The organism is Micromonospora sp. NPDC023644 (assembly GCF_040640115.1).
Taxonomy (GTDB): Bacteria; Actinomycetota; Actinomycetes; order Mycobacteriales; family Micromonosporaceae; genus Micromonospora.
The window spans coordinates 106,403-132,200 of sequence record NZ_JBFABA010000007.1; the positions used below are offsets into that span (position 1 = coordinate 106,403).

Sequence of the window (25,798 nt, forward strand, 5' to 3'; positions counted from 1 at the left end):
CGACGGGCCCCGCTCACCGGCCGGTCCGTTCGACACGGGCCGACCGGGCGTCCTTGCTGACCTCGAACCGGACCGGGATGCGTTCGGCCAGGGCCGGCACGTGGGTGACCACGCCGACCATCCGGTCGCCCCGGGCGGCCAGGTTCTCCAGCGTGGCGGCCACCGTGTCGAGGGTGGCCGCGTCGAGCGTGCCGAAGCCCTCGTCCAGCACGATCGACTCCAGGCTCGCCGCCGTGGTGGACATCCCGGCGAGCTGCTCCGACAACGCCAACGCCAGCGCCAGCGACGCCTGGAAGGTCTCGCCGCCGGAGAGGGTGCGCACGCCCCGGCGCAGCCCCGCGTCGTGGTGGTCGACCACGAAGAACTCGCCCTTGTCGTGCACCAGGTCGTACTGCCCGCCGGAGAGCTCCCGCAGGATGCCCGAGGCGCCGTCGACCAGCAGGTCCAACGCCTCGGCCAGCAGCCACCGCTCGAAGTTGTTGGCCCGCAGGTGCCCCGCGAGGGCCCGGGCCACCTGCGCCTCGCGCTCGTACCCGGCCCGCTGCTCACGCAGCCCACCGGCCTGCTCCCGGCGCCGCTCCAGCTCGCGCAGGTCGGCCTCGGCCCGCTCCAGGGCGCGGTCGGTGGCGCGTAGCGGATCGTCGGCGGGCGGCAGCCCGGCGGCGGCGAGGACGCCCGCGATGCGCTCGCCGATCCCGGCCGCCACGGCCTCGGCCTGCGCCACCGCCCCGGCCCGCCCGGCCCGCTCCGCGCGGCGGCGCTCCGCCTCCTCGCCGGCCCATCCGGTGAGGGCGGCCCACGCCGCGCCGAGGTCCTCCCGGTCCGCCGTCGGCGGCCCGAACCGGGCCAGCCCGTCGCGGGTCGCGTCGAACGCCCGCCAGGTCGCCCGCAGCCGCTCCTCGGCGGCGTCCACCGCCGCCCGGGCTCGCCGGGCGGCGTCCCGGCCGGCCCGCACCGCCGTCGCCGACTCCTCCAGCGCCCGGCGCAGCCGCGCGTGCTCGTCCAGCTCGCGGCGCAGCACCGCCGGCTCGGCCGCCCCCGCCAGATGGTCGTCCAGCTCGGCCAGGCGGGCCTGCACCTGGTCCTGCCGGGCCCGCGCGCGCAGCAGCACCCGCTCCAGCTCCCGGGCCGCGCCGTCGCGCTCCTGCACCACGGACTGGGCGGCCTTGCTGGCGGCCCGCGCCGCCCGTCCCGCCGCCGTCGCGGCGGCCACCGCCGAGTCGGCCGGCACCGCCGGCACCGTCGCGACGGTCTGCTCGCAGACCGGGCAGGGCGCCCCGGCGCGCAGGTGCGCGCGCAACGCCACCGCCTGGTCGGTCGCCTTCGCCTCCTCGTGGGCGCGGAAGGCCGCCTCCAGCTCCGCCTCGGCCCGCTCGGCCGCCGCCCGCGCCTCGGCCAGCGCCGCCACGGCCGCGCCGTGCTCGGCCTGCGCCCCGGTCACCGCCGCGCGGACCGCCTCCGCCTCGCCGGCCAGCTTCTCCCGGTCGGTGTACGCCCGCAGCAGCAGCCGCAGCGCGCTCTCGTCGCCGGCGGCAGCCAGCTCGCCGCGGAGCTTCTCCTCCCGCTCCTCGGCCAGCGACACCGCCGTCGCCGCCTCGTCCGCGCCGGCCCGCGCCGACGCGACCGCCCGGGCCACCTCCGCAACCCCGTCCGGCGCGCGCACGGCGGCCAGCACCGCCAGATCGGCGTCGAGGGCGGCCAGGGCCGCGCCCGCCTCGCGCGCCGTCGCCCGGGCCGCCGCCAGCTCCGGTACGGCGGACGCCACCGCCTCCGCCAGGTCCCGCATCCGGTCGACCTGCCCGGTCGCCGCCTCCAGCGCGGCGTCGTCGACGTCGGTCAGCCCGGCGAGCGCCTGGTCGACCGCCTCCAGCTTCGCCTCGGCCTGCGTGGCCCGCGCGGTCGCCTTCTTCTGCACGTCCTCGTAGACCCCGAGGCCGAGCAGGTTGACCAGGATCTGCTGCCGGGTGGCCGGCTTGGCGTGCAGGAAGTCCGCGAACTGCCCCTGCGGCAGCACCACGCAGCTGGTGAACTGCTCGTAGGGCAGCCCGACCGCCTCCAGCACCGCCTGCTCCATCTCGGCGGGGGTGCCGGCCACCACCTCGCCGAGGTCGTCCGGGCTGAGCCCGGTGTCGAGCTTGGTCACGTCGAACCCGGCCGGCATCAGCTGCAACCCGGCGTTGGCCGTCTTGACGTTGCCCCGGCCGTCGCGGCGGACCACCCGGGTCGCCACGTAGCGGGAGCCGGCGGACTCGAAGACCAGCCGGACCCGCGCCTCGGTGGCCGACGGCGCCAGCGCGTTGCCCAGGCCCCGGGTGCCGCCCCAGCGCGGCACCGTGCCGTAGAGGGCGAAGCAGATGGCGTCCAGCACCGTCGACTTGCCCGAGCCGGTCGGCCCGACCAGGGCGAAGAAGTCGGCGTCGGTGAAGTCGATCGTGGTCTCGTCGCGGAAGACGGTGAAGCCCGCCATGTCCAGCCGCATCGGCCGCATCAGTTGTCGACCTCCTCGAAGAGCTCGTCGAAGAGCTCCCGCACCCCGTCGTCGGTGTGCCCCCGGCTGTCGAGGTAGTCGGCGAAGAGCTGCCGGGGCGAGCGGCCCGCCCGCTGCGCCACCCGGGCGCCGCTGCCCGGGGCGGGCACCAGCTCCGGGTCGATCCGGATCTCCAGGGCCGAGGGGAGCAGCTCCTGTACCTCCTCGCGCAGCCCGGCGCGCGGCTGCTCCCGGACGTACACCCGCAGCCAGGCGTCGTCCGGCACCTGCGTCTCGGCGAGCTGGGCCAGGGTGCCCCGGACCGTGCGCAGCGTGGTGGCGGCGGTCACCGGCACCTCGCGGACCTGCGCCGCCGTGGTCGCGGTGACCTCGACGACGGTCACCGACGGCACGTTCTCCTGCTCGCCGAAGTCGACCGCCAGCGGGCTGCCGCTGTAGCGGATCGGGCAGGGGCCCTGCACCCGCTGCGAGCGGTGCAGGTGGCCCAGCGCCACGTAGTGCGCCGTCCCGGGGAACACGGTCGCGGGCACCGCGTAGCCCAGCACGGTGTGCGCGTCGCGCTCCCCGCCGCCGGTGGTCGCGCCGACCACGGTCAGGTGGGCGGTGACCAGGTGCACCCGGTCCGGTTCGGTGAAGCTCTCGGTCAGCCGGCCCAGCACCCGGCCCAGGTGGTCGGCGTAGGTCTGGGTGGTCTCGGCGGCGGTCAGCTCGTACATCTCCACGGCGCGGATGGCGTAGCGCTGGGAGAGGAACGGCAGCGCGGCCAGCCGCCAGCGCTCGCCGCTGGCGGTGGTGCCGTCGACGACGTGCTCGTCGGGGTTGTCCCGGACCCCGCCGCGCAGGGTGATCCCGGCGGCCTCGGCCCAGGGCCGCAGCGCGTCGAGGGCCTGGCCGTTGTCGTGGTTGCCGCCGATGGCCACGACGTCGGCGCCGGTGCGGCGCAGCGCGGTCAGGGCCCGGGTGACCAGCCGGGTGGCCTCGGGCGTCGGGGCGGCGGTGTCGTAGAGGTCACCGGCGACGATGACCAGGTCGGGCGCCTCGGCACGGGCGACGTCGATCACGCCGGCCAGGACCCGCTTGTGCTCCTCGGCCCGCGACTGCCCCTTGAGGACCTTGCCGACGTGCCAGTCGGAGGTGTGCAGGATCTTCACGGGTGCCCCCTAGAACGGGATGTCGTCGTCGCTGGTGCCGCCACCGGAGCCGACGACCGCGAACGGGTCGACGGACTGGGTGATCGACCGGAGCGTCTCGGACGGGGCGCGGCCGGCCTCGGAGACCCGGGTGGCCCAGGCCGGGAACGGGAACTCCAGGCAGAGCGGCACCGGGATGTCGGGCTGGTTGACGAACATCGTGCCCGGCTTGGCGAGCAGGGCGCGCTGTCGCTGGGCGGGCGGCAGGAAGCCGTATTCCGGGCGGGACGCCTCGGCCGGGTCGAGCCGGCCCACCACCCGGATCGCCGAGTTGGTGACGATCCGCCGCTCCACCTCGCTCGCCGTCTGCTGGGCGCCGACCAGGATCACCCCGAGCGAGCGACCCCGCTCGGCGATGTCGAGCAGCACCTCCTTGATGGGGGAGGAGCCCTCGCGGGGGGCGTACTTGTTGAGCTCGTCGAGCACCACGAAGAGCAGCGGCTTGGCGGTGCCGGCCTTCTCCTTGCGCTCGAACTCGCTCTTCAGCGTCACGCCGACCACGAACCGCTGCGCGCGGTCCGGCAGGTTGTGCAGGTCGACCACGGTGACCTGGGCGCTCTCGGCGGTGTTGATCGAGTGCGGGCGGCGGGTGGCCAGGTCCCCCCGGATCAGCCGGGACAGGTCCTTCTTGCTGCCGATCAGCCGGCGGGCGAACGCGTTGACCGTGCCCAGCCCGACGGCGCTGCCGGCCCAGTCGGAGCGGGTCTCGTCGTCGTTGAGCTGGTCGACGACGTGGTCGACCAGGTCGGCGTACGAGCCGAGCCGCACCCCGTCGATGCTCACCCCGCCGTCGGCGGGCTGGGCGTGCCGGGCCAGGTGGGCGGCGACCGAGTGCACCACCATCGTGTACTGCTGGCGCTCGTCGTCGGCGTCGGCGAACACGTAGGGCAGCAGGCGGTCGGCGCAGAACTCGCTGAGCGTCCAGTAGAAGCTGTCCACGCCGGTGAGGCGGCTGCTCACGTCGGGCGTGCCGGAGGCGTCGCCCACCCTGGGCGGGGCGTAGACCCGCACGTCGGGGAAGGCCCCGGCGACCAGGCCGAGCTTCGCGTAGGCGGCGCGGGTGGCGTCGTCCAGCCGCGTGTTGGGGTGGTCGAGGAAGAGCAGGTCCTCGCCCTTGACGTTGAAGATGAGCGCCTTGGCGTTGACCGCGTCGCCGCCCAGCACGCCGGAGCGGAAGACCGAGTAGAGCAGGAAGGTGGCGAAGCTCGTCTTCGTGGCGACCCCGGAGATGCCGGAGATCGACACGTGCGCGCCCCGGCTGCCGTCGAGGAAGTCGGCGTTGAGGTAGACCGGCACCCCGTCGCGGCCCATGCCCATCGGGATGCGTCGCTCCATCCGGTCGAAGTGCAGCGCCCGGGCCCGGGCGTCGCCCTCGGCGCGGTGCACCACCGCACCGGGCGACGGCGGCACGTAGAGCTCCGGGTCGACGCGGGTGGTGGTGATCTCGGCGGCCTCCTGCACCTGGGCGGGCAGCGTGCCGTCGGCGATGGCGAAGACGTCGGAGTCGAACTGGGCGCCCTCGTGCCGGGCGCGCACCTGGGTGACCACCCCGGCGATCGTCACCGGCTCGCGGTCGGGCAGCTCCCGCCGGGTCACCACGACGTCGTCGAGTTGCAGGTAGCTGTCGGGGGAGACCGCGGTCCAGAACTGCAGGGGGGTGGCGTCGGCGGTGCCCAGCACCCGGCCGACCACCTCGCCCGGGCCGTCGAACCCGTCGTCAGTCATCGGGCAACTCCGGTCGGCTGGTCGTCGCGGTCGGGGCACACGCCTGCATCCTGCCCGAGGAGTACGACAGGTTGCCATGCGACGCGGCGGACGCCACGCCGCCGTCGGCGGCCGTCAGCCGCAGGGTGCCGGCCCGACCACGGTCAGTCGCGGGCGTGGCGGAGCATGAGCGTCCCGTCGGCGGCGGCGAGCACGTGCCGCAGCGGCAGGTGGCGCACGTCGCTGGCCTCGCCGGCGGTGATCCGCCCCGGCCCCGCCCCGGCGAGCAGCGGGGCGACGGTGAGGCAGACCTCGTCCACCAGGTCGGCGGCGGTGAGCGCGCCGAACAGGTGCGGGCCACCCTCGCAGAGCACCTGGCCGTGGCCGCGGCGACGCAGCTCGGCCAGGCCCGCCGCGAGGTCGACCCGGTCGTCGCCGCAGCGCACCAGGTCGGCGACCTCGGCCAGGCCGGGCGGCGCCGTGGCGTCGGCCCGGGTGAGCACCACGGGCCGCACCGGCGCGTCGGCGAACGCGGCCTGCGCCGGGTCGAGGTCGAGCGAGCCGGAGACGACGACCAGCGTCGGGTACTCGGACAGGCCGTGCCCGCGGCGCCACGCCCGGCGACGCTCGTCGAGGCGGACCGCCCGGTAGCCCTCGTGCCGCAGGGTGCCGGCGGCCACGAGCAGGGCGTCGCAGAGCATGCGCAGCAGCCCAAAGACGCGCTTGTCCGGCTCGCCGGAGAGCCCGGCGGAGTAGCCGTCCACGGAGACGCCGCCGTCGACGCTGGTCACGAAGTTCACCCGCAGGTGGGGGCGGTCGGCCCGGCCGTAGAGCGCGGTGAGCGCGGCGTCGTCCAGCGGTCGCGCCGACGCCTGCGGCCAGAGCGCCGAAATCGGGATTCCGACGCTCATTCGCCGGCCGGACCGGTGACCGGAGGGGTGGGTCGGGGGGTACGGTGCTGGCAGTCGCACCAGGTGCGCCCCGGACAGTCGTCGTGCCGCCTGGCCCGGCACGCTCGGCAGATCATGCCCGCAGCCTATGCCGAGGAAGGACGGGACAGCATGCCGCGTCAGATCTTCCAGCTGAAGATTTCCCTGGCCGGGGTCCGACCGCCCGTCTGGCGCCGGGTGCTCGTCCCGGGCGGCTACACCCTGGACCGGCTGCACCGGGTGGTGCAGCACGCCATGGGCTGGCGGGACTGCCACCTGCACTCGTTCGAGATCGAGGGCCGCCAGCACGGCGAGCCCGACCCCCGACGGCGAGCTGGCCCTGCACGACGAGTTGGACGTCCGGCTCGACGCGGTGGTCGGCAAGGGCAGCCGCTTGCACTACACGTACGACTTCGGCGACTGGTGGGAGCACGACCTGGTGGTGGAGGACGCCTGCGCGGCCGACCCGGACGGGCGCTACCCGTCCTGCGTGGACGGCGAGCGGGCGTGTCCGCCGGAGGACGTCGGCGGGCCGGCCGGCTACCAGGCGCTGCTGGCCGTGCTGGCGGACCCCGCTCACCCCGGGCACCCGCAGGCGCGGGACTGGGTGGGCGACCGCTTCGACCCGGCCGCCTTCGACGCGGGCCGGGCCGACACCCTGCTGCGCCGCTTCTGCTGAACCGCTTCGGCGGCGGCCCGATCCGACCGCGCTCCCGCGGTGCGGGACGGGCCGCTCAGCTTGTCCGCCGTCCGCCACCGGGCCCGCTGAACCGCTTCAACGCGACGGCCGCCCAGGTGGCGTCGACCCGCACGTCGACCCGGACGCCCGGCGGGCGTTGCCGCCGCACACGCGGTAACGATCTGGGAACGCTCCCAAGGGCCTATTGACACCCCTGACACCCGCCGGCAATCTCATGGGAGCGCTCCCGCGAACGTGGCACGACTCACCCGCGCCCCGCTCCGGTCGTCGACCACCGGCCTGGTCGGTGTCGACGGGCGCGCACGGCACCCCCCACCACACCCAGTCAGCCTCACCACCGAAAGAGGGGTCTCCGATGAGCCTCACCACGCGGCGCACCCGCATGGCGGCTGCCGCACTGGCCGCGATCACCGCCATCGGCGGTCTCGCGGCCTGCGGCAAGGACGACGACGCGCCGGCGGCCGGCGAGAAGCCCGCCAAGCTGGTCATCGACACGTTCGGCGAGTTCGGTTACGACGAGATCATCAAGCAGTACGAGAAGGACACCGGCATCAAGGTCGAGCTGCGCAAGACCGCGCAGCTCAACGAGTACCGGCCGAAGATCGTCCGGGCGCTGGCCACCGGCAAGGGCGCGGCCGACGTGGTCGCCCTCGAAGAGGGCATCCTCAACGAGTTCAAGGCCAACCCGGCGAACTGGGCCGACCTCGCCCCGCTGGTCGCCGACCACAGCAAGGACTACCTGCCCTGGAAGTGGGAGCTGGGCAAGGCGCCCGACGGCCGGCTGATCGGCCTGCCGACCGACGTCGGCAGCCTCGCGGTCTGCTACCGCCGGGACCTCTTCCAGGCGGCCAAGCTGCCGGTCGAGCGGGACCAGGTCGCGGCCCTCTGGCCGGACTGGAACGCCTTCATCGAGACCGGCAAGAAGTACCGCACCGCCACCGGCAAGGGCCTGCTCGACTCGGTCACCACCGCCGCCAGCGCCGTGATGTTCCAGCAGGGCGGCGAGCTGTTCTACGACAAGGACGACAACGTCGTCGCCGACAAGAGCGCGGCGGTGAAGACCTCCTGGGACACCGCGGTCGCGATGGCCGACGCCAACATCACCGCCGAGACGGCCACCTGGTCGCCGGAGTGGTCGGCCGGCTTCAAGCAGGGCACCTTCGCGGCGACCTTCTGCCCGTCCTGGATGCTCGGCATCGTCGCGGACAACTCCGGCCCCGAGAACAAGGGCAAGTGGGACGTCGCCCCGGTGCCCGGCGGCGCCGGCAACTGGGGTGGCTCCTGGCTCGGCGTGCCGACCCAGAGCAAGTACCCCAAGGAGGCGGCGAAGCTCGCCGAGTACCTGACCAACGCGCAGAGCCAGGTGGCGGCGTTCAAGCTCAAGGGCCCGCTGCCGACCAACCTGGAGGCGCTGAAGAACCCGGAGTTCCTCGCCTACACCAACGAGTACTTCAACAACGCGCCGACCGGCAAGATCTTCGGTGAGAGCGTCGCCAAGATCCAGCCGCTGCACCTCGGCCCGAAGCACCAGGCGGTGAAGGAGAACGCGTTCGAGCCGGCGCTGCGCTCGTACGAACAGGGGCAGGCCGCGAAGGACAAGGCCTGGGAGCAGTTCGCCAAGGACGCCAAGACGCAGGGCGCCTTCTGACCCACCTCGTCGCCAGGTGGCGTCCGGGTCCACACACCCGGACGCCACCGGCGCCGTCCCCGTCGCACCCCCGGACGCCATCGGCGCCGTCCCGTTTTCGCGTAAGAGCGCCTGGGCGTCGGCGCGCGCCCGCGCCGACGCCGGGAAAGGACCCCGCATGAGCCTCTCGGCCACGACGGCGCCGCCGTCGCCCGCCGCACCGCCACCCCGCCCGCCCGCGCGGCGCCGGTCCCGATCGCACTCGCTGACCCGGCTGGACCTGAAGTACTCGCCGTACCTCTACATCGCGCCGTTCTTCGTGGTCTTCGGCATCTTCGGGCTCTACCCGATGCTGCGGACCGCCTGGATGTCCCTGCACGACTGGAACCTGATCGGCGACCACAGCTTCATCGGGTTCGACAACTACGTCGCCCTGGTCAAGGACGAGTACTTCTGGAACGCCACGCTCAACACCTTCGGCATCTTCCTGCTGTCGACCATCCCGCAGCTGCTGCTCGCGCTGTTCCTGGCGAACCTGCTCAACCGCACCTTCCTGCGCGCGCGCACGCTGTTCCGGATGGCGATCTTCATGCCGAACGTGGTCTCGGTGGCCGCCGTGGCGATCGTCTTCGGCATGCTCTTCCAGCGCGACTTCGGCGTGATCAACTGGGTGCTCGGCCTCGTCGGGATCGACCCGGTCGACTGGGACGCCGAGCGCTGGAGTTCCTGGACCGCCATCGCCTCCATGGTCAACTGGCGGTGGACCGGCTACAACACCCTGATCCTGCTCGCGGGCATGCAGGCCATCCCGCGCGACCTGTACGAGGCGGCGGCGCTCGACGGCGCCGGCCAGTGGAAGCAGTTCTGGCGGATCACCCTGCCGATGCTCACGCCGACCTTCGTCTTCGTGGTGATCCTCTCCACCATCGGCGGGCTCCAGCTCTTCACCGAGCCGCTCGTCTTCGCCAACGGCAACATCATCGGCGGCGACCAGCGCGAGTTCCAGACCCTGGCCATGTACATGTACGAGCTGGGCATCGAGAACCTCAACACCGCCGGCTACGGCGCCGCGGTCGCCTGGGCGATGTTCCTGATGATCGCCCTCGTCTCGGGGATCAACTTCCTGCTCGTCCGCCGCACGGTGAAGTGAGGAACGCGGAGATGAACTCGGCATCCCGGCGCCTGTGGCGCACCAGCCCGTTGACCTACGTCGCGCTCGTCCTGGCGACGCTGTTCTCGATCTACCCGTTCTACTACATGGTGGTCATCGCCACCCGCAGCCTGGACTCGATCAACGACGTCCCGCCGCCGGTCACGCCGGCCGGATCGTTCGGCGACAACTTCGGCCGGGTGCTCGACAACGAGGCGGCGAACTTCCTCACCGGCCTGCTCAACTCGGTGATCGTCTCCGGCATCGTGACGATCTCCGTGGTGATCACCGGATCGCTCGCCGGATTCGCCTTCGCCAAGCTGCGCTTCCGGGGCCGCAACGCCCTGCTGCTGACGATCATCGTCACCATGATGATCCCGACGCAGCTCGGGCTCATCCCGCTCTGGGGCATGATCCAGGACCTGAACTGGTTCGACACCCTCTACGCGGTGACCGTGCCGTTCCTGGTCAGCGCGTTCGGCGTGTTCATGATGCGGCAGTACGCCACCCAGGCCATCTCCGACGAGCTGATCGAGGCGGGCCGGGTGGACGGGGCGAGCACCTTCCGGATCTACTGGAACATCGTGCTGCCGGCGCTGCGCCCGGCCGCCGCCGTGCTCGGCCTGCTGACCTTCATGGAGACCTGGAACTCGTTCCTGTGGCCGTACGCGGTGCTCACCTCCGAGAACCCGACGCTCCAGGTCTCGCTGGCCTTCCTGTCGTACGCCTACTACACCGACTATTCGCAGGTGTTCGCCGCCACGGCGGTCGGCACTCTACCGTTGGTGATCGTGTTCATCGTGTTCGGCCGCCAGATCGTGGGCGGCATCATGGAAGGTGCCGTCAAGTCGTGAGCAACCCCGCCAGCCCGCCCGCCGCCGGCGTCGTCGACGACCGTCCGCCGCTGACCTTCCCACCCGGCTTCCTCTGGGGCGCGGCCACCGCCGCGTACCAGATCGAGGGCGCGGCGGCCGAGGGCGGCCGGACCCCGTCGATCTGGGACACCTTCAGCCACACCCCCGGCCGGGTGGTCGAGGGGCACACCGGTGACGTGGCCTGCGACCACTACCACCGGATGGGCTCCGACGTCGCGCTGATGGCCGAGCTGGGGCTGAAGTCGTACCGGTTCTCGGTCTCCTGGCCGCGGGTGCAGCCGGGCGGCACCGGCCCCGCCAACGCCGAGGGGCTCGACTTCTACCGGCGGCTCGTCGACGAGCTGCTGGGGCACGGGATCGAGCCGTGGCTCACCCTCTACCACTGGGACCTGCCGCAGCCGCTGGAGGACGCCGGCGGCTGGCCGGCCCGGGACAGCGCCGCGCGGTTCGCCGACTACGCCACGCTGGTCGCCGACGCGCTCGGCGACCGGGTGCGCTACTGGACCACGCTCAACGAGCCCTGGTGCTCGGCGTTCCTCGGCTACGGCTCCGGGGTGCACGCGCCGGGCCGCTCGGATGGCGCCGACGCCGTCCGGGCCGGGCACCACCTGATGCTCGGCCACGGCCTCGCCGTGCAGGCGCTGCGCGCGGCCCGGCCGACCGCCGAGGTCGGGGTGACGGTCAACCTCTACCCGGTCACCCCGGCCACCGACGCGCCCGCCGACGTCGACGCCGCGCGGCGCATCGACGGGCTGGCCAACCGCTTCTTCCTGGACCCGCTGCTGCGCGGGTCCTACCCGGCGGACCTGATGGCCGACCTCGCCGGGGTCACCGACTTCGGGCACGTGCGCGACGGCGACCTGGCGACCATCTCCACCCCGCTGGACGTGGTCGGCGTCAACTACTACAGCCGCCACGTCGTCGCCGCGCCGGTCCCCGACGCCGAGCCGGAGCCGTACTGGCGGGCGCCGTCGTGCTGGCCGGGCAGCGAGGACGTCCGGTTCGTCACCCGGGGCGTGCCCGTCACCGACATGAACTGGGAGATCGACGCCCCCGGTCTGGTGGAGACGCTGCGCCGGGTGCACGAGGAGTACACCGACCTGCCGCTCTACGTCACCGAGAACGGCTCCGCCTTCGTCGACGAGGTGGTCGACGGGCAGGTGGACGACGTCGACCGGCTGGCGTACTTCGACGCCCACCTGCGCGCCGCGCACGAGGCCATCGAGGCCGGCGTGCCCCTGCGCGGATACTTCGCCTGGTCACTGATGGATAATTTCGAGTGGGCCTGGGGCTACACCAAGCGGTTCGGGATGGTCCACGTCGACTACGACAGCCAGGTCCGCATCCCCAAGTCCAGCGCCAGGTGGTACGCCGAGGTGATCCGACGCAACGGTCTGGCCGCACAATAGGCCAGGGCCAGCCATCAACGGGCGGCCCCGGCGCCACCCCGCACGGGGTGGCGCCGGGGCCGGTCCGCCGTCGGAGGAGCAGACAATGACAACGCAGCGCACCCGGTCGCTCGGGCGCCCGACCCTCGACGCCGTCGCCGCCCGCGCCGGCGTCGGTCGCGGGACGGTCTCCCGGGTGGTCAACGGCTCACCCCAAGTGAGCCCCGAGGCGCGCGCCGCGGTGCAGCAGGCCATCGCCGAGCTGGGGTACGTGCCGAACCGGGCCGCCCGCGCCCTGGTCACCCAGCGCACCGACTCGATCGCCCTGGTGGTCTCGGAATCCGGCGACCGGGTCTTCACCGAGCCGTTCTTCGCCGGCATCGTCCGGGGCGTCAGCTCGGGGCTGCTGGAGACCCCGTTGCAGCTCTGGCTCGCCATGGTGCAGTCGCCGATCGAGCGGGAGCGGGTCGAGCACCACCTGACCAACCAGCACGTCGACGGCGTGCTGCTGCTGTCGCTGCACGACTCCGACCCGCTGCCCACCCTGCTGGAGGAGCGCGGCCTGCCCACCGTGCTCGGCGGCCGGCCGGCGCGGATGCTGCAACCCGGCGCGCAGCCCGCGTACTACGTCGACGTGGACAACGTCGGCGGCGCCCGCCGGGCGGTGGAACACCTGGCCGGCCGTGGGCGGCGGCGCATCGCCACCATCGCCGGCCCGCAGGACATGGGCGCCGGCCTGGGCCGGCTGACCGGCTACAAGGAGGCGGTCAGGGCCGCCGGGGGCGGGGTCGACCCGAACCTGATCGCGTACGGGGACTTCAGCGAGGGCAGCGGGGCGGCCGGGATGCGGCGGCTGCTGGAGGTCTGCCCCGACCTCGACGCCGTCTTCGTCGCCTCCGACCTGATGGCGTTCGGGGCGCTGCGCGCGCTGCGCGAGGCGGGCCGGCGGGTGCCGGAGGACGTCGCCATGGTCGGCTTCGACGACGCCCCGATCGCCCGGCAGTCCGAGCCGCCGCTGACCACGGTCTTCCAGCCGGTGGAGGAGATGGGCCGGCAAATGGCCCGCCTCCTGGTCTCCCGCATCCGCGGCGACGAGCTCCCGTCCCCCCATATCCTGCTCGACACCCAACTGATCGAACGCGCCTCCGCCTGACCCCACCGGCCTCGTGCCGTCCACGGCTGGGCGGGGGCCGGGGTGCGGGTCGGGTCGGTGCCGGGGTCAGTCCGACCAGCGGCGCAGTTCGCGCTTGGCCAGCGAGGAACGGTGCACCTCGTCGGGGCCGTCGGCCAGGCGCAGCGTGCGGGACTGGGCCCAGAGGGCGGCGAGCGGGGTGTCCTGGCTGACGCCGGCCCCGCCGTACGCCTGGATGGCCTTGTCGATCACCCACTCGGCCATGGCGGGAGTGGCGATCTTGATGGCCTGGATCTCGGTGTGCGCGCCCTTGTTGCCGACCGTGTCCATCAGCCAGGCGGTCTTGAGCACCAGCAGCCGGGCCTGCTCGATGCGCACCCGGGACTCGGCGATCCACTCGCGCACCACGCCCTGCTCGGCGAGCGGCCGACTGAACGCGACCCGCTCCAGCGCCCGCCGGCAGAGCAGTTCCAGGGCCCGCTCCGCCATGCCGATCAGCCGCATGCAGTGGTGGATCCGGCCGGGGCCGAGCCGGGCCTGGGCGATCGCGAAGCCGGCGCCCTCCGCCCCGACCAGGTTCTCCACCGGTACGCGGACGTCGGTGAAGTCGATCTCGGCGTGGCCGCCGTGCGAGGCGTCGCTGTAGCCGAACACCGTCATGCCCCGCCGCACGGCGACGCCGGGAGTGTCCCGGGGCACCAGGATCATGCTCTGCTGGCGGTGCCGGTCGGCCCCCGGGTCGGTCTTGCCCATCACGATGAAGATCTCGCAGCGCGGGTCCATCGCCCCCGACGACCACCACTTGCGCCCGTCGACCACGTAGTGGTCGCCGTCGCGGGTGATGCGGGTCGCGATGTTGGTCGCGTCCGAGGACGCCACCTCCGGCTCGGTCATGCAGAACGCGGAGCGGATCTCGCCCTCCAGCAGCGGCCGCAGCCAGCGCTCCTGCTGCTCCGGCGAGCCGAACTCGGCGAGCAGCTCCATGTTCCCCGTGTCGGGCGCGGCGCAGTTGAGCGCCTCCGGAGCCAGGTGCGGGCTGCGCCCGGTCAGCTCTGCCAGCGGGGCGTACTGGAGGTTGGTCAGGCCGGCGCCGTGACGCGGGTCGGGCAGGAAGAGGTTCCACAGGCCGCGCCTGCGCGCCTCGGCCTTCAGCTCGGCCATCACCGGGGGCCGGGCCCAGGGGTCGCCGGCGGCGGCCACCTGCGCGGCGTGCACCGCCTCGGCCGGCTCGACGTGCTCGGTCAGGAACGCGGTCAGCTCGGCCCGCAACTGCTCGGTGCGGGTGTCGTAGGCGAAGTCCATCAACGCTCCCTGGCGGCGGTCAGCCCGTGTTCGACCAGCGGTGCCACCATGTCGCCGATCCGGTCGAAGCCCTCGCCGAGCGTCTGCCCGAGCGTGTGCCGGTAGTGGATGCCCTCGCAGATCACCGCGAGCTTGAAGCAGCCGAGCGCGACGTGCCAGTGCAGCGGCCCGACGTCGACGTCGCCGCGCCCGGCGTACCGCGCGATCAGCTCCGTCCCGGTGGGGAACCCGGCGCGCGGGCCGAGCCCGTCGGCGACCGGGTTGCCGGCGGCCGAGTCGCTGCCGCCGAGCACGTCCCAGTAGGTCAGCAGCAGCCCGAGGTCGGCCAGCGGGTCGCCGAGGGTGGCCATCTCCCAGTCGAGCACGGCCCGTACGGCCACCGGGTCGACGGTGGCGAGGAGGTTGTCCAGCCGGTAGTCGCCGTGCACGATCCGGCCGGCGTTGGCGCCCTCCGGCGCGGTGCCCGCGAGCAGGTCCCGCAGCTCCTCGATGCCGGGCAGCGGCCGGCTGCGGGACCGGTCGAGCTGGCCGGCCCACCGGCGGACCTGCCGCGCGAGGTAGCCCTCCGGGCGACCGAAGTCGGCCAGCCCGACCGAGGCGGGCTCGACCGCGTGCAGCGCGGCGAGGGTGTCCATCATCGCCATCGCCAGCCCCCGCCGCTGCTCGGCGGCGAGCGGGTCGGTCTGGGCGCGGGTGCGGAACACCTCGCCGCGCACTCGTTCCATCAGGTAGAAGGGCGCGCCGATCACGTCGGCGTCCTCGCAGAGCAGCAGCGCCTCGGGCACCGGCACGTCGGTCGGCGCCAGCGCGGAGATCACCCGGTACTCCCGGGCCATGTCGTGCGCGGTGGCCAGCACGTGCCCGAGCGGCGGGCGGCGCAGCACCACCTCCCGCTCGCCGACCTCCAGCAGGTAGGTCAGGTTGGACTTGCCGCCGGCGATCAGCCGGGCCCGCAGCGGGCCGTCGGCCAGCTCGGGCCGGTGCGCGGCCAGGTGACCGGCGAGGCGGTCGAGATCCAGCCCGCGGGGGGAGGCGGCGGGGGCAGGCGTGCTGCCCGGCCCGGGCGCGTCGACGGCCGGCTCGGTCATCCGAATAGTTGATGGCAGCTCCGCCATGTTGTCAAGGTGGGGATTTGACCCTCGGGACATGCCGCGGCAACAGGGGCGAAACGGCCACCGACCAGGCTGGGGCCCAGCCTGCCGGCCAGCGGTGCCGGCCCGCCGAGCGGAGGGTTCAGACATGTTGCTGCGAGTTCGGGTCACCCTGCCGGACCGTCCGGGCACGCTCGGTCAGGTGGCGCGCACCATGGGCGTGTCCGGCGCGGACATCGTCCAGGTGGTAGTCCTGGAGCGGCTCGGCGGGCGGGCGGTGGACGACTTCACCGTGGTCTGGCCGGGCGCGGCGCGGGTCGAGCGGCTGCTCGCCGGGCTGGCGGCGATCCCCGGGGTCCGGGTGGACGGGGTGTGGCGGGCGATCGGCGCGCCCACCACCTCCGGGCAGGACGCCGAGCTGCTGGCCCAGGTCGCGGCCAACCCGGCCGACGGCGTCGCCACCCTGGTCGACGCCGTCCCGGGGCTGCTCGCCGCCGACTGGGCGGTCGCCGCGGTGGTGCCGGTGGACTGGGCCTCGCGGACCGGCGCCGCCGGGGAGGCGACCATCGGGTACGCGAGCTGGCGCGCGCCCGTACCGCCGCCGCTGCCGGAGGTGACCCCGCTGCGCGCCCGGGCGATCAGCACGCCCGGCGGCGCACACGTCGCGGTCGCGCCGTTCGGTCGGGCCGGCCTGGTGCTGGTGGCGGCCCGGGAGTGCGTCGGGACGCCGGCCGCGGCGGCGTTCCACGCCACGGAGGTGGACCGGCTGGCGCAGCTCGTCCGGGCCGCCGCGGTGATCCTCGGCGACCGGCTCGACCTGGTCGGGGCGGCACCGCTGGCCGCCAACCCCTGAGTCCGGCCGGCCGGACGGCGGTCGGTGTGGCGCAGGTCGCCACGGCGAACCGGAGCCGTCACCCGGGGGCAACCGGCCCGCAACAGCGACCGGCGAGGGTCGTACGGGGGAAGGGAGCGAACCATGACGCTGTGGCGGATCCGGGCGACCGTGGACGACCGGCCGGGCTACCTGTCGGTGCTGACGGCGAGCCTGGCCTTGCGGGGGGTCAACATCCTCGCCGTGCAGGTGCACACCACCGAGCGGGGCGCCGTCGACGACTTCCTGGTCGACGCGCCGGACACGCTCGACGAGGCCGGCCTCGTCGCCGCCGTGCAGCGGGGGCGGGGCCGGGACTGCTGGGTGGCGCGCAGCGAGGCGCGCGGGCTCGCCGACCAGCCCACCCGGGCGCTCGGCCTGGCCACCCGCCTGGTGCGGGACCCCGACTCGACCGGGGAGGCGCTGCGCGCCCTGCTCGGCGCGGACGCGGTGACCTGGCGGCCCGCGTCGGCCGGCTCCGGCGGCGGGCTCGCCGACACCACCATGCTGCTGGACGATCCGGCCGGCGGGTCGTTCGCGCTGCGCCGCGCCGTGCCGGGCTTCACCCCGGCCGAGTACGCCCGGGCCCAGGCCCTGGTCGAGCTGTCGGCGGCCGTCGCGCGCCGGGCCGTCGAGCAGGTCACCCTGGTGCTGCCCGGCGGCGCCGAGGCGGCCGTACGGCCCGCGACCGCGGACGACCTGCCCGGCGTGGCCGAGCTGCACGAGGCATGCTCGGCGCGCAGCCGGCACCGCCGCTACCTGGGCGGTGCGGTGGCCCCCTCGCCGGCCCGGCTGCGCCGGCTGCTGGAGCCGGCCCGGGGCCTGACCCTGCTCGCCACGGTCGGCGACGTCGGGGTGGGGGAGTCGGTGGTGGCGATGGCGAACCTGCTCGCCGAGGGCGACGAGGCCGAGGTGGCCCTGCTGGTACGCGACGACTGGCAGCGGCGGGGCCTCGGCTCGGCCCTGCTGCGCCGGCTGGTCCGGCACGCCGAGCAGGCCGGCTACGCCGCCCTGGTGCTGCACGTCCACGCGGAGAACGCCCCGATGCTGCGCACCGTGCGGCGGCTCGGTCGGCGCACCCCGACCGAGCGGGACGGCGCCATGGTCACCCTCACCGTCCCCCTCACCGTGGGCGTGCCCTCGGTCAACGGACGGGGCCCCTGCTGACGCGGCGGACGCGAGGAGGCGTCACGTCGCGGGTGCTCGCGTCCCCTGCACACAGAACCGGTTGCCCTCCGGGTCGGCGAGCACCACGTACGACGGCTCGGCCGGGTGCGGGTCGGTCGGGTAGTGCCGCCAGTCGACCGGGCGCGCGCCCAGCGCCACGAGCCGCGCCACCTCCTCGTCGAGGTCCCGGTCGCCGGCGTCGATGTCCAGGTGGATCCGGGGGAACTCCTCGGCCGGGCTCTCGCTGACGTCCATGGCGATGGCCGTGCCCGGCACACCGGGCGGCGGCTCCAGCACGATCCAGTCGTCGCCGGCGTACCGGGGCGGGCGGCGGTGGTAGCCCAGCGCGGCTGACCAGAAGGCCGCCGCCCGCTGCGGGTCGGACACTCCCAGTGAGAGTTGCGCGATGATCGACATCACTCGACGGTACGCGGCCCTGGTGTCGGCGGGGCCCACTGCGGCGTGCACAGGGACCCCGCCTCACGTCTCAGGTGGTCGGGTAGCTGCTGTAGTCGGGGAAGTTGCCGTAGAGCCGGCCGTCGCCGCCCTGGGTGACCGCCTGCACCAGCAGGTCGCCGCCGACGAAGGCGCCCTTCCAGGACGCGCCCCGGCCGCCGAACGGCTCGTCCCGGTCGCCCCGGGAGCGCGGCTTGTTGATGCCCACCTTGAACGCCTGGAGGTCGACCGCGAGCTTGCCGGCCAGCTCCTCGTCGTCGCAGGCCAGCGAGGCGACCAGCGCGCCGTTCGAGGCGTTCATCGCGGCCAGCAGCTCGTCGGTGGTGTCCACCACGACGATGGTGTCGACCGGGCCGAACGGCTCGGCGTGCATCAGCCGGGACCGGCCGGGCGGGGCCAGCAGCACCGACGGCGCCACGTACGCCGAGGTGTCCTGCCCGTCGAGGAACGGCGCGCCGTGCAGCTTGCCCCGGTGCAGCGGCACCGCGCCGCCGCGTACCGCCTCGTCGACCTTGCGGCGCAGCTCGTCGGCCTTGGCGGCGCTGATCAGCGGGCCGAAGTCCAGTTCGGGCAGCGGGTCACCGGCGGTCCAGTCGTCGCCGACGGCGAGCGGGTGTCCGAAGCGGACGGAGCGCACCACCGGCAGGTACATGTCGAGGAACTCGTCGACGAGGTCCCGCTGGACCACGAAGCGCGGGTACGCGGTGCAGCGCTGCTTGCCGTACTCGAAGCCCTTCTTCAGGTGCCCGGCGAGCAGGTCCCACTGGGAGAAGTTCCAGATGCCCCAGGCGTTGAGGCCCTCCTGCTCGATGAAGTGCCGCTTGTCGGAGTCGAGCAGCGCGGCGGCGACCTTGCCGCCGTTGGAGCGCCCGCCGACGAACGCGACGGCGCCGATCTCCGGGGCCCGGACGAGGACCTCGGACAGCTCCTCGCCGCCGCCGGAGACCAGGGTGGCGGGCAGCCCGGCGCGGCGCATCAGCGCGTGCGCGACGGTGAGGCAGACCGCCCCGCCCTGCGACGGGGTCTTCGCGATCACCGCGTTGCCGGCGAGCAGCTGCACCAGCTCGGCGTGCACGAGCACGCTCATCGGGTAGTTCCAGGACGCGATGTTGCTGACCGGCCCCGGCAACGGCTCCCGGCCGTCGGCGAGCATCCGGTCGATCTCGTCGACGTACCAGCGGACGCCGTCCAGCGCCCGGTCCACGTCGGCGCAGGCCAGCCGCCACGGCTTGCCGATCTCCCAAACCAGCAGCAGGGCGAGCAGGTCGCGGTGGGCGGTGAGCGCGTCCAGGGCGTCGGTGACCCGGGCCTTGCGTTCGGCGAGGGGGGTGCCGGCCCAGGCCCGGTGCGCGGCGGCGGCGTGCGCGACCGCGGCGCGGGCGGAGTCCGCGTCGAGGCGGGCCAGGTTGACCAGCACGGTGTTGTCCACCGGGGTGCGTACCGGGCTGGGTGAGCCCACCGCGTGCCAGTCGCCGCGTACGAGGTTGTGCAGGGTGGTGACACCGTCGACCGGGGCGCCGAACGCCTCGGGCGCGGCGGCCACCGCGCGGGCGAGGGTGTCGGACCAGGCGGTGCCGTCGGCGAGTCGTAGAGCCATCGCGATCTCCTCAGGGTTGACCGGGGAGCGGCGGCGTCGATGGCACCGCTGGTGGGCGTACTGTCGCGCGCCGGAAAGCGGCGCGGCAACAGTACGTTCGTATGCCGGAACGCCCGCCCCGCCGCCGATCCGCTGCGGCGCGTGTTTCGGGTCGCCATGCAGGCACCTGAGCTGGGAATACGACGTACTTAAATCGAAAGACCTAGATGGTGTGATGAACGTCCGATAGCCCGGCGCGGCCCGGTGGTGGTTCGCCCGGCGGGTGGCCCGGGTGGGAGAGGCGAACGGCCGCCGGACGAGGTGTCCGGCGGCCGTTCGGGTGCTGCGTGGGTCAGCTGGTGAAGGTCACGTTGTCGCGCCGGCGGCGCAGCATCAGCAGCGCGCCGCCGCCGATCAGGGCGAGACCGCCCAGCGCGATGCTGGTCGTGGCCACGCCGGTCAACGGCAGGCCACCCTCGCCGCCGCCACCGCTGCCGCCGCTCTCGGACGGCGAGCCGGTGCCCGACTCCGACGGCGAGCCCGACTCCGACGGCGACGTCGACTCCGACGGCGAGGCGGACCCGCTCGGCGAGACCGACTCCGACGGCGACGGCGACGGCTGCGGCGACTCCGAGGTGGTCGGCGACGGGGTCGGGCTCGGCGACTGCGACGGCGCGGTGCCTGCGCAGGTGTGGCTCAGGTTGAACGTGTCGGCGTCACCACTGACGGCGGCGCTGCCGTCCCGCAGGGTCCAGCCGGCCGGGGTGAAGAGGTAGGCGTGGATCAGCCGGTCCTCGTTCTTGCCCGCGGGGTAGAGGGCGTCGGGGTAGGGGTCGCCGGCGTCCGGCACCGTGACGGTGACCTCGCCGGCGCCGGTGTCGAAGGTCAGCGTGAGGGTCTCGAAGCCGCCAGCGGCCTTGCCGCCGGGCAGGACGAAGTGCCAGCCGTCGTGGTCCGCCGGGCGGCCCTCGAATCGTGGATCGGCGCAGTCCTGCGTGGAGAAGCCGCCGGCGGTCTCGTCCCGGTGGTCCGGGTTGATCTGCACGGGGCTCGATGCCCAGGCCGGGGCGGCGAGAGCGAGGCAGGCCGTGGCGGCGATGGTGGAAACAGCAGCGCGCGCCACGCGCCGGCGGTACGCCATGAGGATTCCTCCGGAATAGAGTGAGGGGTCGGCCCATGATCGCACGGTGGGTGACGGTCGTGGACATCGGGCGATCGGCTTGGGCTGCGACGATGCGCCGCCCTTCTCGACGCGGCGGCGAATTTTCTCACGCTGGGTAGGCGTGTCGGTGTAACGCGATCGGGGTCGGTGACGCTCCCGTTCCCGCGTCCGCCAGCGCGGCCCTTCACAAAGCGCCGGCCCTCGCCTTACATTGTCGACTATCCATGGGAGCGCTCCCGGTGCTTCCGCGGCCCACCCCACCACCCCCTCGTCGCCACGCCGGACCGGCTTCGCCCGCTGTCCCGCACGACCCTCCGGTGCCCGCCGGCGACGCCACCGACAGGAGCACCGTCATGCGTCACCCGAGACGCCCGCGCCACCCGGGCGACCGGCCCTGGCTGCCCCGCCTGCTGGCCGCTGGCACCGCCCTCGCCGCCGGCCTCGCCCTCGCCGTCACCGCCCCGGGGCCCGCCTCCGCCGCGGCGCCCGCCGCCGAAGGCACGACACGGACCACGCGCGCCCCCGCCGCCGCCGGCGCGTTCAACTACGCCGAGGCGCTGCAGAAGTCGCTCTACTTCTACGAGGCGCAGCAGTCCGGCCCGCTGCCGGACTGGAACCGGGTCTCCTGGCGCGGCGACTCCGCGCTCACCGACGGCGCCGACGTCGGGCTGGACCTCACCGGCGGCTGGTACGACGCCGGCGACCACGTCAAGTTCGGCTTCCCCATGGCGTTCAGCGCCACCATGCTCGCCTGGGGCGCCGTCGAGTACCGCGCCGGCTACGTCGCCTCCGGTCAACTGCCCCATCTGCTCGACAACCTGCGCTTCGTCAACGACTACTTCATCCGGGCGCACCCCGCCCCGAACGTCCTCTACGGCCAGGTCGGCAAGGGCGACGACGACCACAAGTGGTGGGGCCCGGCCGAGGTGCTGCCGATGGCGCGGCCCGCGTACAAGATCGACGCCAGCTGTGGCGGCGCGGACCTGGCCGGGGAGACGGCGGCGGCGATGGCCGCGTCGTCGATGGTCTTCCGGCCCACCGACGCCGCCTATGCGGACCGGCTGCTCGGGCACGCGAGGCAGCTGCACACGTTCGCCGACACCGTGCGCAAGAGCTACCACGAGTGCATCACCGACGCGACCAGCTTCTACCGCTCCTGGAGCGGCTGGCAGGACGAGCTGGTCTGGTCCGCGATCTGGCTGCACCGGGCCACCGGCGACCCGGCCTACCTCGCCAAGGCCGAGAGCGAGTACGACCGGCTCGGCACCGAGAACCAGAGCACCACCCGCTCCTACAAGTGGACCATCGCCTGGGACAACAAGCAGTTCGGGGCGTACGTGCTGCTGGCCAACCTGACCGGCAAGCAGAAGTACGTCGACGACGCCAACCGCTGGCTGGACTACTGGACCGTCGGCGTCAACGGGCAGCGGGTGCCGTACTCGCCCGGCGGGATGGCCGTGCTCGACTCGTGGGGGGCGCTGCGCTACGCCGCGAACACCGCCTTCGCCGCCCTCGTCTACAGCGACCGGACCACCGACGCCACCCGCAAGGCCCGCTACCACGACTTCGCCGTCCGGCAGATCGACTACGCGCTCGGCGACAACCCGCGCGCCTCCAGCTACGTCATCGGGTTCGGGGCAAACCCCCCGAAGAACCCGCACCACCGCACCGCGCACGGCTCCTGGTGGGACAGCCAGACGGTGCCCGCCGAGACGCGGCACACCCTCTACGGCGCGCTGGTCGGCGGCCCGTCGGCGGCCAACGACGCGTACACCGACAACCGGTCGGACTACGTGATGAACGAGGTCGCCACCGACTACAACGCCGGCTTCAGCTCCGCGCTGGCCCGGCTCACCCAGGAGTACGGCGGCACCCCGCTCGCCGGCTTCCCCCGCGCCGAGACGCCCGACATCGACGAGCTGACCGTGGAGACCACGGTGATGCAGGCCGAGCCGCGCGCCACCGGCCTCAAGGCGATCGTCTACAACAAGTCCGCGTTCCCGGCCCGCGCCCTGACCGCCGGGAAGTTCCGCTACTACTTCCGCCCCGACGGCACCGGCCCGGTCACGGTGACCCCCGGCTACACCCAGGGCTGCCCGTCGCCGTCCACGGCCCGCCAGCACAGCGGCGACGTCTGGTACGTCGAGGTGGACTGCACCGGGCACACCATCGCGCCCGCCGGGCAGTCGCAGCACCGGATGGAGGTGCAGTTCAAGATCGGCGTGCCCGAGGGCGGCACCTGGGACCCGACGAACGACCCGTCGTACCAGCCGGCGGCGGGGCCGAACCGGAAGGTCACCCTCTACTCCGGCGCCACCCGCGTCTGGGGCGAGGAGCCCGCGCCGGCCACCCCCGACACCACCGCGCCGACCGCGCCCGGCACCCCCGTCGCCTCGGCCGTCACCGCGACCGAGCTGACCCTGACCTGGCCCGCGTCCACCGACGCCGGCGGCAGCGGGCTGGCCGGCTACGAGGTCACCCGGGCGCAGGTCGGCAGCGACGCGCTCGTCCTGGTCGACGCCGCCACGAACACCCTGGCCGTGACCGGGCTGCTGCCCGAGCGGACGTACCGGTTCTCGGTGCGGGCGCGCGACGGCGCGGGCAACCGCTCCGCCGCCTCGCCCGTGGCCGAGGTGACCACGCCCGCCGCCCCGGCCCCCGACACCGTCGCGCCGACCCGCCCCGGCACGCCGACCGCCTCGGCGGTCACCGCCACCGGGCTCACGCTGAGCTGGGCGGCGTCGACGGACGACGTCGGCGTCACCGGCTACCGGGTCTACCGCGAGGCCGGCGCGACCGACGCGCTGGTCGGCTCGCCCACCGGCACCACGCTGGCGCTGACCGGGCTGACCGCCGCCACCGCGTACCAGTTCTTCGTGGTGGCGGTGGACGCGGCCGGCAACGCCTCGGCGGCGTCCGCGCCGGTCGCGGTCACCACCGCCGACCCGCCCGCGTCCGGCGGCTGCGCGGTGGGCTGGACGACCAGCAGCTGGGACACCGGCTTCACCGCGAACGTCACCGTCACCAACACCGGCACGACCACCATCGACGGCTGGACGCTCGGCTTCAGCTTCCCCAGCGCCGGTCAGAAGGTCGGCCAGGGCTGGTCGGCGACCTGGACGCAGGCCGGCACCGCGGTCACCGCCACCAACATCTCCTACAACGGCAGGCTCGCGCCGGGGGCGTCGACGAGCGTCGGCTTCAACGGCACCCACACCGGTACGAACCCGAAACCCACCGCCTTCACCCTCAACGGCACCCCCTGCACCGTCTCCTAGCCGCACGAGATCTTGGACAGTTGCCGTTCCCTGCGGACGGCAACTGTCCAAGATCGGTTCACTTCCCGGGCCGCCAGCCGGCGGCCGTCATGGCGCGGCGGACGGAGGCGGCGACCTCGTCGGGGCGGGCGCGGACCAGCCACGCCGGGAAGCGCAGGATGCGGTCGCCCGAGGTCCAGACGTCGTTCTGGCGCCTCATGTCGGCCGCCCAGTGCCGGACGTCCATGTGGTGCGACCCGTCGATCTCGACGTGCAACCCCCACTCCCGCCAGTACGCGTCGAGCCACCGCGTCCGCCCGGAGGCGTCGGTGCGCCGCTGTTGGAGGCGGGGCGGGGGCAGGCCGTGACGGCGGCAGAGCCGGACGAAGTCGATCTCCGAGAGCGCCTCCGCGCCGCCGGCGATGTCGGCCACGGTCTGCCGGATCAACGCCCGTCGACGGGCTCGGGGCAGCGCGTCCAGCACCGCCGACAACTCCTCCGGCGTGACCCGCCGCTGCTGGCAGCCGGCCGCCAACGCCGCCTGCGCCTGATCGACGTCGCGGGCCCAGCTGGCCGCGTCCACCAGTGCCCGGGCGGTGGTGGTCCGCGGCGGGCGGGCGAGCTGAAGATGCGCCGACGGCAACTTCGACGCGCGGTGCACGACGACCGCCGGCATGTCGATCGGCAGGCGGCCCAGCACGGTCCGGCCCGCCCGCCGGTGCGCCGGCACGAGCACGTGCAGCGGCTCACTGCGCAACCCGCGTACGCCCGCCTCGGTAGCGGCCGTCGGGCCGGCCAGCACGGCGCCGGGCCCTGCGGCGAGCACCGCCACCCACAACTGCTGGTCGCGGGTGAGTCGGCCGTTGCCCATCAGCACGACGCCCCGGCAGATCGAGCGCCAACGCCCGGAACTCACGCGTCCCCGTACGGTGCCCTCGGTCAGCGACCGGGTCACCTGGGCGGTGGTGACGACGCCGGCCTGTGCGAACGCCAGCCAGTCGAGCGCGTCGGCCTCGTCGGCCGGGATGTCGGGGTGCATCCGTCCCACCCTCGCCGCCGGCCGCGCCGCCCGCCGCCCCGCGCAGCGATCCCGGGCGGTCTCCGCCTCGCGTGGGCGGTAGCCGGCCGGGATTCGGGGCATTCCCCTCCCGTGGAACTGGTGACGGTGGGGCACGGGGCGGCGGACCGGCAGCGGCTGGGCGAGCTGCTGACGGGCGCCGGGGTCGCGCTCGTCGTGGACGTGCGGCGGTTCCCGGCGAGCCGGACCAACCCCGACGTACGCCGGGAGGAACTGGCCCGCTGGCTGCCGGCGGCCGGCGTGGACTACCGCTGGGAGCAGCGCCTCGGCGGCCGGCGGTACACCCCGGCCGGCGCCGACGAGCCGGACAGCTGGTGGACCGTCGCCGCCTTCCGGGCGTACGCGGCGTACACCCGTACCGCCGACTTCCGGGCGGCGCTGGACGCGGTGCTGGCCGACGCGGCGGCCCGGACCACGGCGGTGATGTGCAGCGAGAGCGTCTGGTGGCGCTGCCACCGGCGGCTGATCGCCGACGTCGCCGTGCTGGCCCGCGGCGTGCCGGTGCGCCACCTGATGCCCGACGGCCGGCTCACCCCGCACCGCCCCGCCGACGGCGCCCGCCGCTGCGGTGACCGCGGCCTGATCTGGGACGCCTGAAAAACTTCCCGCCGGACCCACCCGCGCGGCCACCGCCGGGCGTGCTCCATGTCGGGAG

The 25,798-nt window shown here is 74.2% G+C and carries 19 protein-coding genes and 1 pseudogene; 10 read left to right on the forward strand and 10 right to left on the reverse strand.

Annotated features, from left to right (window positions below):
- Positions 1-13: 13 nt before the first annotated feature.
- From AB0G08_RS08365 to AB0G08_RS08380, 4 genes are all read right to left on the reverse strand, one after another.
- Positions 14-2,488, reverse strand: a complete 2,475-nt coding sequence (locus tag AB0G08_RS08365; RefSeq protein WP_358084947.1) for an SMC family ATPase — start codon at positions 2,486-2,488, stop codon at positions 14-16.
- Complete coding sequence (locus tag AB0G08_RS08370) at positions 2,488-3,639, reverse strand: exonuclease SbcCD subunit D (protein ID WP_358084950.1); 1,152 nt, start codon at positions 3,637-3,639, stop codon at positions 2,488-2,490. The genes AB0G08_RS08365 and AB0G08_RS08370 overlap by 1 nt, the downstream gene beginning before the upstream one ends.
- A gap of 9 nt (positions 3,640-3,648) precedes the next feature.
- Positions 3,649-5,403, reverse strand: coding sequence for an ATP-binding protein (locus tag AB0G08_RS08375; protein WP_358084953.1), 1,755 nt, complete (start codon positions 5,401-5,403; stop codon positions 3,649-3,651).
- A 143-nt stretch (positions 5,404-5,546) separates the two neighbouring features.
- Positions 5,547-6,293, reverse strand: a complete 747-nt coding sequence (locus tag AB0G08_RS08380) for a pyrimidine reductase family protein (RefSeq protein WP_358084956.1) — start codon at positions 6,291-6,293, stop codon at positions 5,547-5,549.
- A gap of 150 nt (positions 6,294-6,443) precedes the next feature.
- On the opposite strand from AB0G08_RS08380, the pseudogene AB0G08_RS08385 reads away from it, so the two are divergent.
- The 6 genes and pseudogenes from AB0G08_RS08385 (at position 6,444) to AB0G08_RS08410 (ending at position 13,204) form a co-directional block, all read left to right on the forward strand.
- Positions 6,444-6,990, forward strand: a pseudogene (locus AB0G08_RS08385) (plasmid pRiA4b ORF-3 family protein).
- 376 nt (positions 6,991-7,366) lie between these two features.
- A complete protein-coding gene (locus tag AB0G08_RS08390; RefSeq protein ID WP_358084959.1) occupies positions 7,367-8,659 on the forward strand; it encodes an extracellular solute-binding protein in 1,293 nt (430 codons plus the stop codon).
- Positions 8,660-8,816: 157 nt separating this feature from the next.
- Positions 8,817-9,788: a sugar ABC transporter permease gene (locus tag AB0G08_RS08395; RefSeq protein ID WP_358084962.1), complete on the forward strand. Its 972-nt coding sequence runs from the start codon at positions 8,817-8,819 to the stop codon at positions 9,786-9,788.
- 11 nt (positions 9,789-9,799) lie between these two features.
- Positions 9,800-10,642, forward strand: a complete 843-nt coding sequence (locus AB0G08_RS08400) for a carbohydrate ABC transporter permease (RefSeq protein WP_357878996.1) — start codon at positions 9,800-9,802, stop codon at positions 10,640-10,642.
- Complete coding sequence (locus AB0G08_RS08405; RefSeq protein ID WP_358084965.1) at positions 10,639-12,072, forward strand: GH1 family beta-glucosidase; 1,434 nt, start codon at positions 10,639-10,641, stop codon at positions 12,070-12,072. The genes AB0G08_RS08400 and AB0G08_RS08405 overlap by 4 nt, the downstream gene beginning before the upstream one ends.
- Positions 12,073-12,157: 85 nt before the next feature.
- Positions 12,158-13,204 (forward strand): LacI family DNA-binding transcriptional regulator, encoded by a 1,047-nt coding sequence (locus AB0G08_RS08410; protein WP_358084967.1) that lies wholly within the window; start codon positions 12,158-12,160, stop codon positions 13,202-13,204.
- 66 nt (positions 13,205-13,270) lie between these two features.
- Here AB0G08_RS08410 and AB0G08_RS08415 read toward each other — a convergent pair whose 3' ends face one another.
- Positions 13,271-14,485, reverse strand: coding sequence for an acyl-CoA dehydrogenase family protein (locus AB0G08_RS08415; RefSeq protein ID WP_358084969.1), 1,215 nt, complete (start codon positions 14,483-14,485; stop codon positions 13,271-13,273).
- Positions 14,485-15,573 carry a phosphotransferase family protein gene (locus AB0G08_RS08420; RefSeq protein ID WP_358085135.1) on the reverse strand — a complete coding sequence of 363 codons (1,089 nt, stop codon included), beginning with the start codon at positions 15,571-15,573 and terminating at the stop codon, positions 14,485-14,487. Before AB0G08_RS08420 ends, AB0G08_RS08415 begins: the two co-directional genes overlap by 1 nt.
- Before the next feature lie 151 nt (positions 15,574-15,724).
- On the opposite strand from AB0G08_RS08420, the gene AB0G08_RS08425 reads away from it, so the two are divergent.
- Together AB0G08_RS08425 and AB0G08_RS08430 are read left to right on the forward strand one after the other, a co-directional pair.
- Positions 15,725-16,429 carry an amino acid-binding protein gene (locus tag AB0G08_RS08425; RefSeq protein WP_358084972.1) on the forward strand — a complete coding sequence of 235 codons (705 nt, stop codon included), beginning with the start codon at positions 15,725-15,727 and terminating at the stop codon, positions 16,427-16,429.
- A 123-nt stretch (positions 16,430-16,552) separates the two neighbouring features.
- Positions 16,553-17,614: a GNAT family N-acetyltransferase gene (locus AB0G08_RS08430; protein WP_358084974.1), complete on the forward strand. Its 1,062-nt coding sequence runs from the start codon at positions 16,553-16,555 to the stop codon at positions 17,612-17,614.
- Between the two features lie 21 nt (positions 17,615-17,635).
- On the opposite strand, the gene AB0G08_RS08435 is transcribed toward AB0G08_RS08430, so the two are convergent.
- The 3 genes from AB0G08_RS08435 to AB0G08_RS08445 form a co-directional block, all read right to left on the reverse strand.
- On the reverse strand, positions 17,636-18,031 hold the full coding sequence (locus AB0G08_RS08435; protein ID WP_358084976.1) for a VOC family protein: 396 nt from the start codon (positions 18,029-18,031) through the stop codon (positions 17,636-17,638).
- A gap of 70 nt (positions 18,032-18,101) precedes the next feature.
- Positions 18,102-19,667: an aldehyde dehydrogenase family protein gene (locus AB0G08_RS08440; RefSeq protein WP_358084979.1), complete on the reverse strand. Its 1,566-nt coding sequence runs from the start codon at positions 19,665-19,667 to the stop codon at positions 18,102-18,104.
- 331 nt (positions 19,668-19,998) lie between these two features.
- The gene (locus tag AB0G08_RS08445) at positions 19,999-20,787 is read right to left on the reverse strand and encodes an LPXTG cell wall anchor domain-containing protein (protein WP_358084983.1); all 789 of its coding nucleotides are present in this window, start codon (positions 20,785-20,787) and stop codon (positions 19,999-20,001) included.
- Between the two features lie 374 nt (positions 20,788-21,161).
- Here AB0G08_RS08445 and AB0G08_RS08450 point away from each other — a divergent pair, with 374 nt between their 5' ends.
- Positions 21,162-24,086, forward strand: a complete 2,925-nt coding sequence (locus AB0G08_RS08450; protein ID WP_358084986.1) for a glycoside hydrolase family 9 protein — start codon at positions 21,162-21,164, stop codon at positions 24,084-24,086.
- Positions 24,087-24,144: 58 nt separating this feature from the next.
- Here the strand turns inward: AB0G08_RS08450 and AB0G08_RS08455 are convergent, their stop codons facing one another.
- Complete coding sequence (locus tag AB0G08_RS08455) at positions 24,145-25,104, reverse strand: hypothetical protein (RefSeq protein WP_358084989.1); 960 nt, start codon at positions 25,102-25,104, stop codon at positions 24,145-24,147.
- 111 nt (positions 25,105-25,215) lie between these two features.
- On the opposite strand from AB0G08_RS08455, the gene AB0G08_RS08460 reads away from it, so the two are divergent.
- Positions 25,216-25,740, forward strand: coding sequence for a DUF488 domain-containing protein (locus AB0G08_RS08460; RefSeq protein ID WP_358084992.1), 525 nt, complete (start codon positions 25,216-25,218; stop codon positions 25,738-25,740).
- Positions 25,741-25,798: the final 58 nt, after the last annotated feature.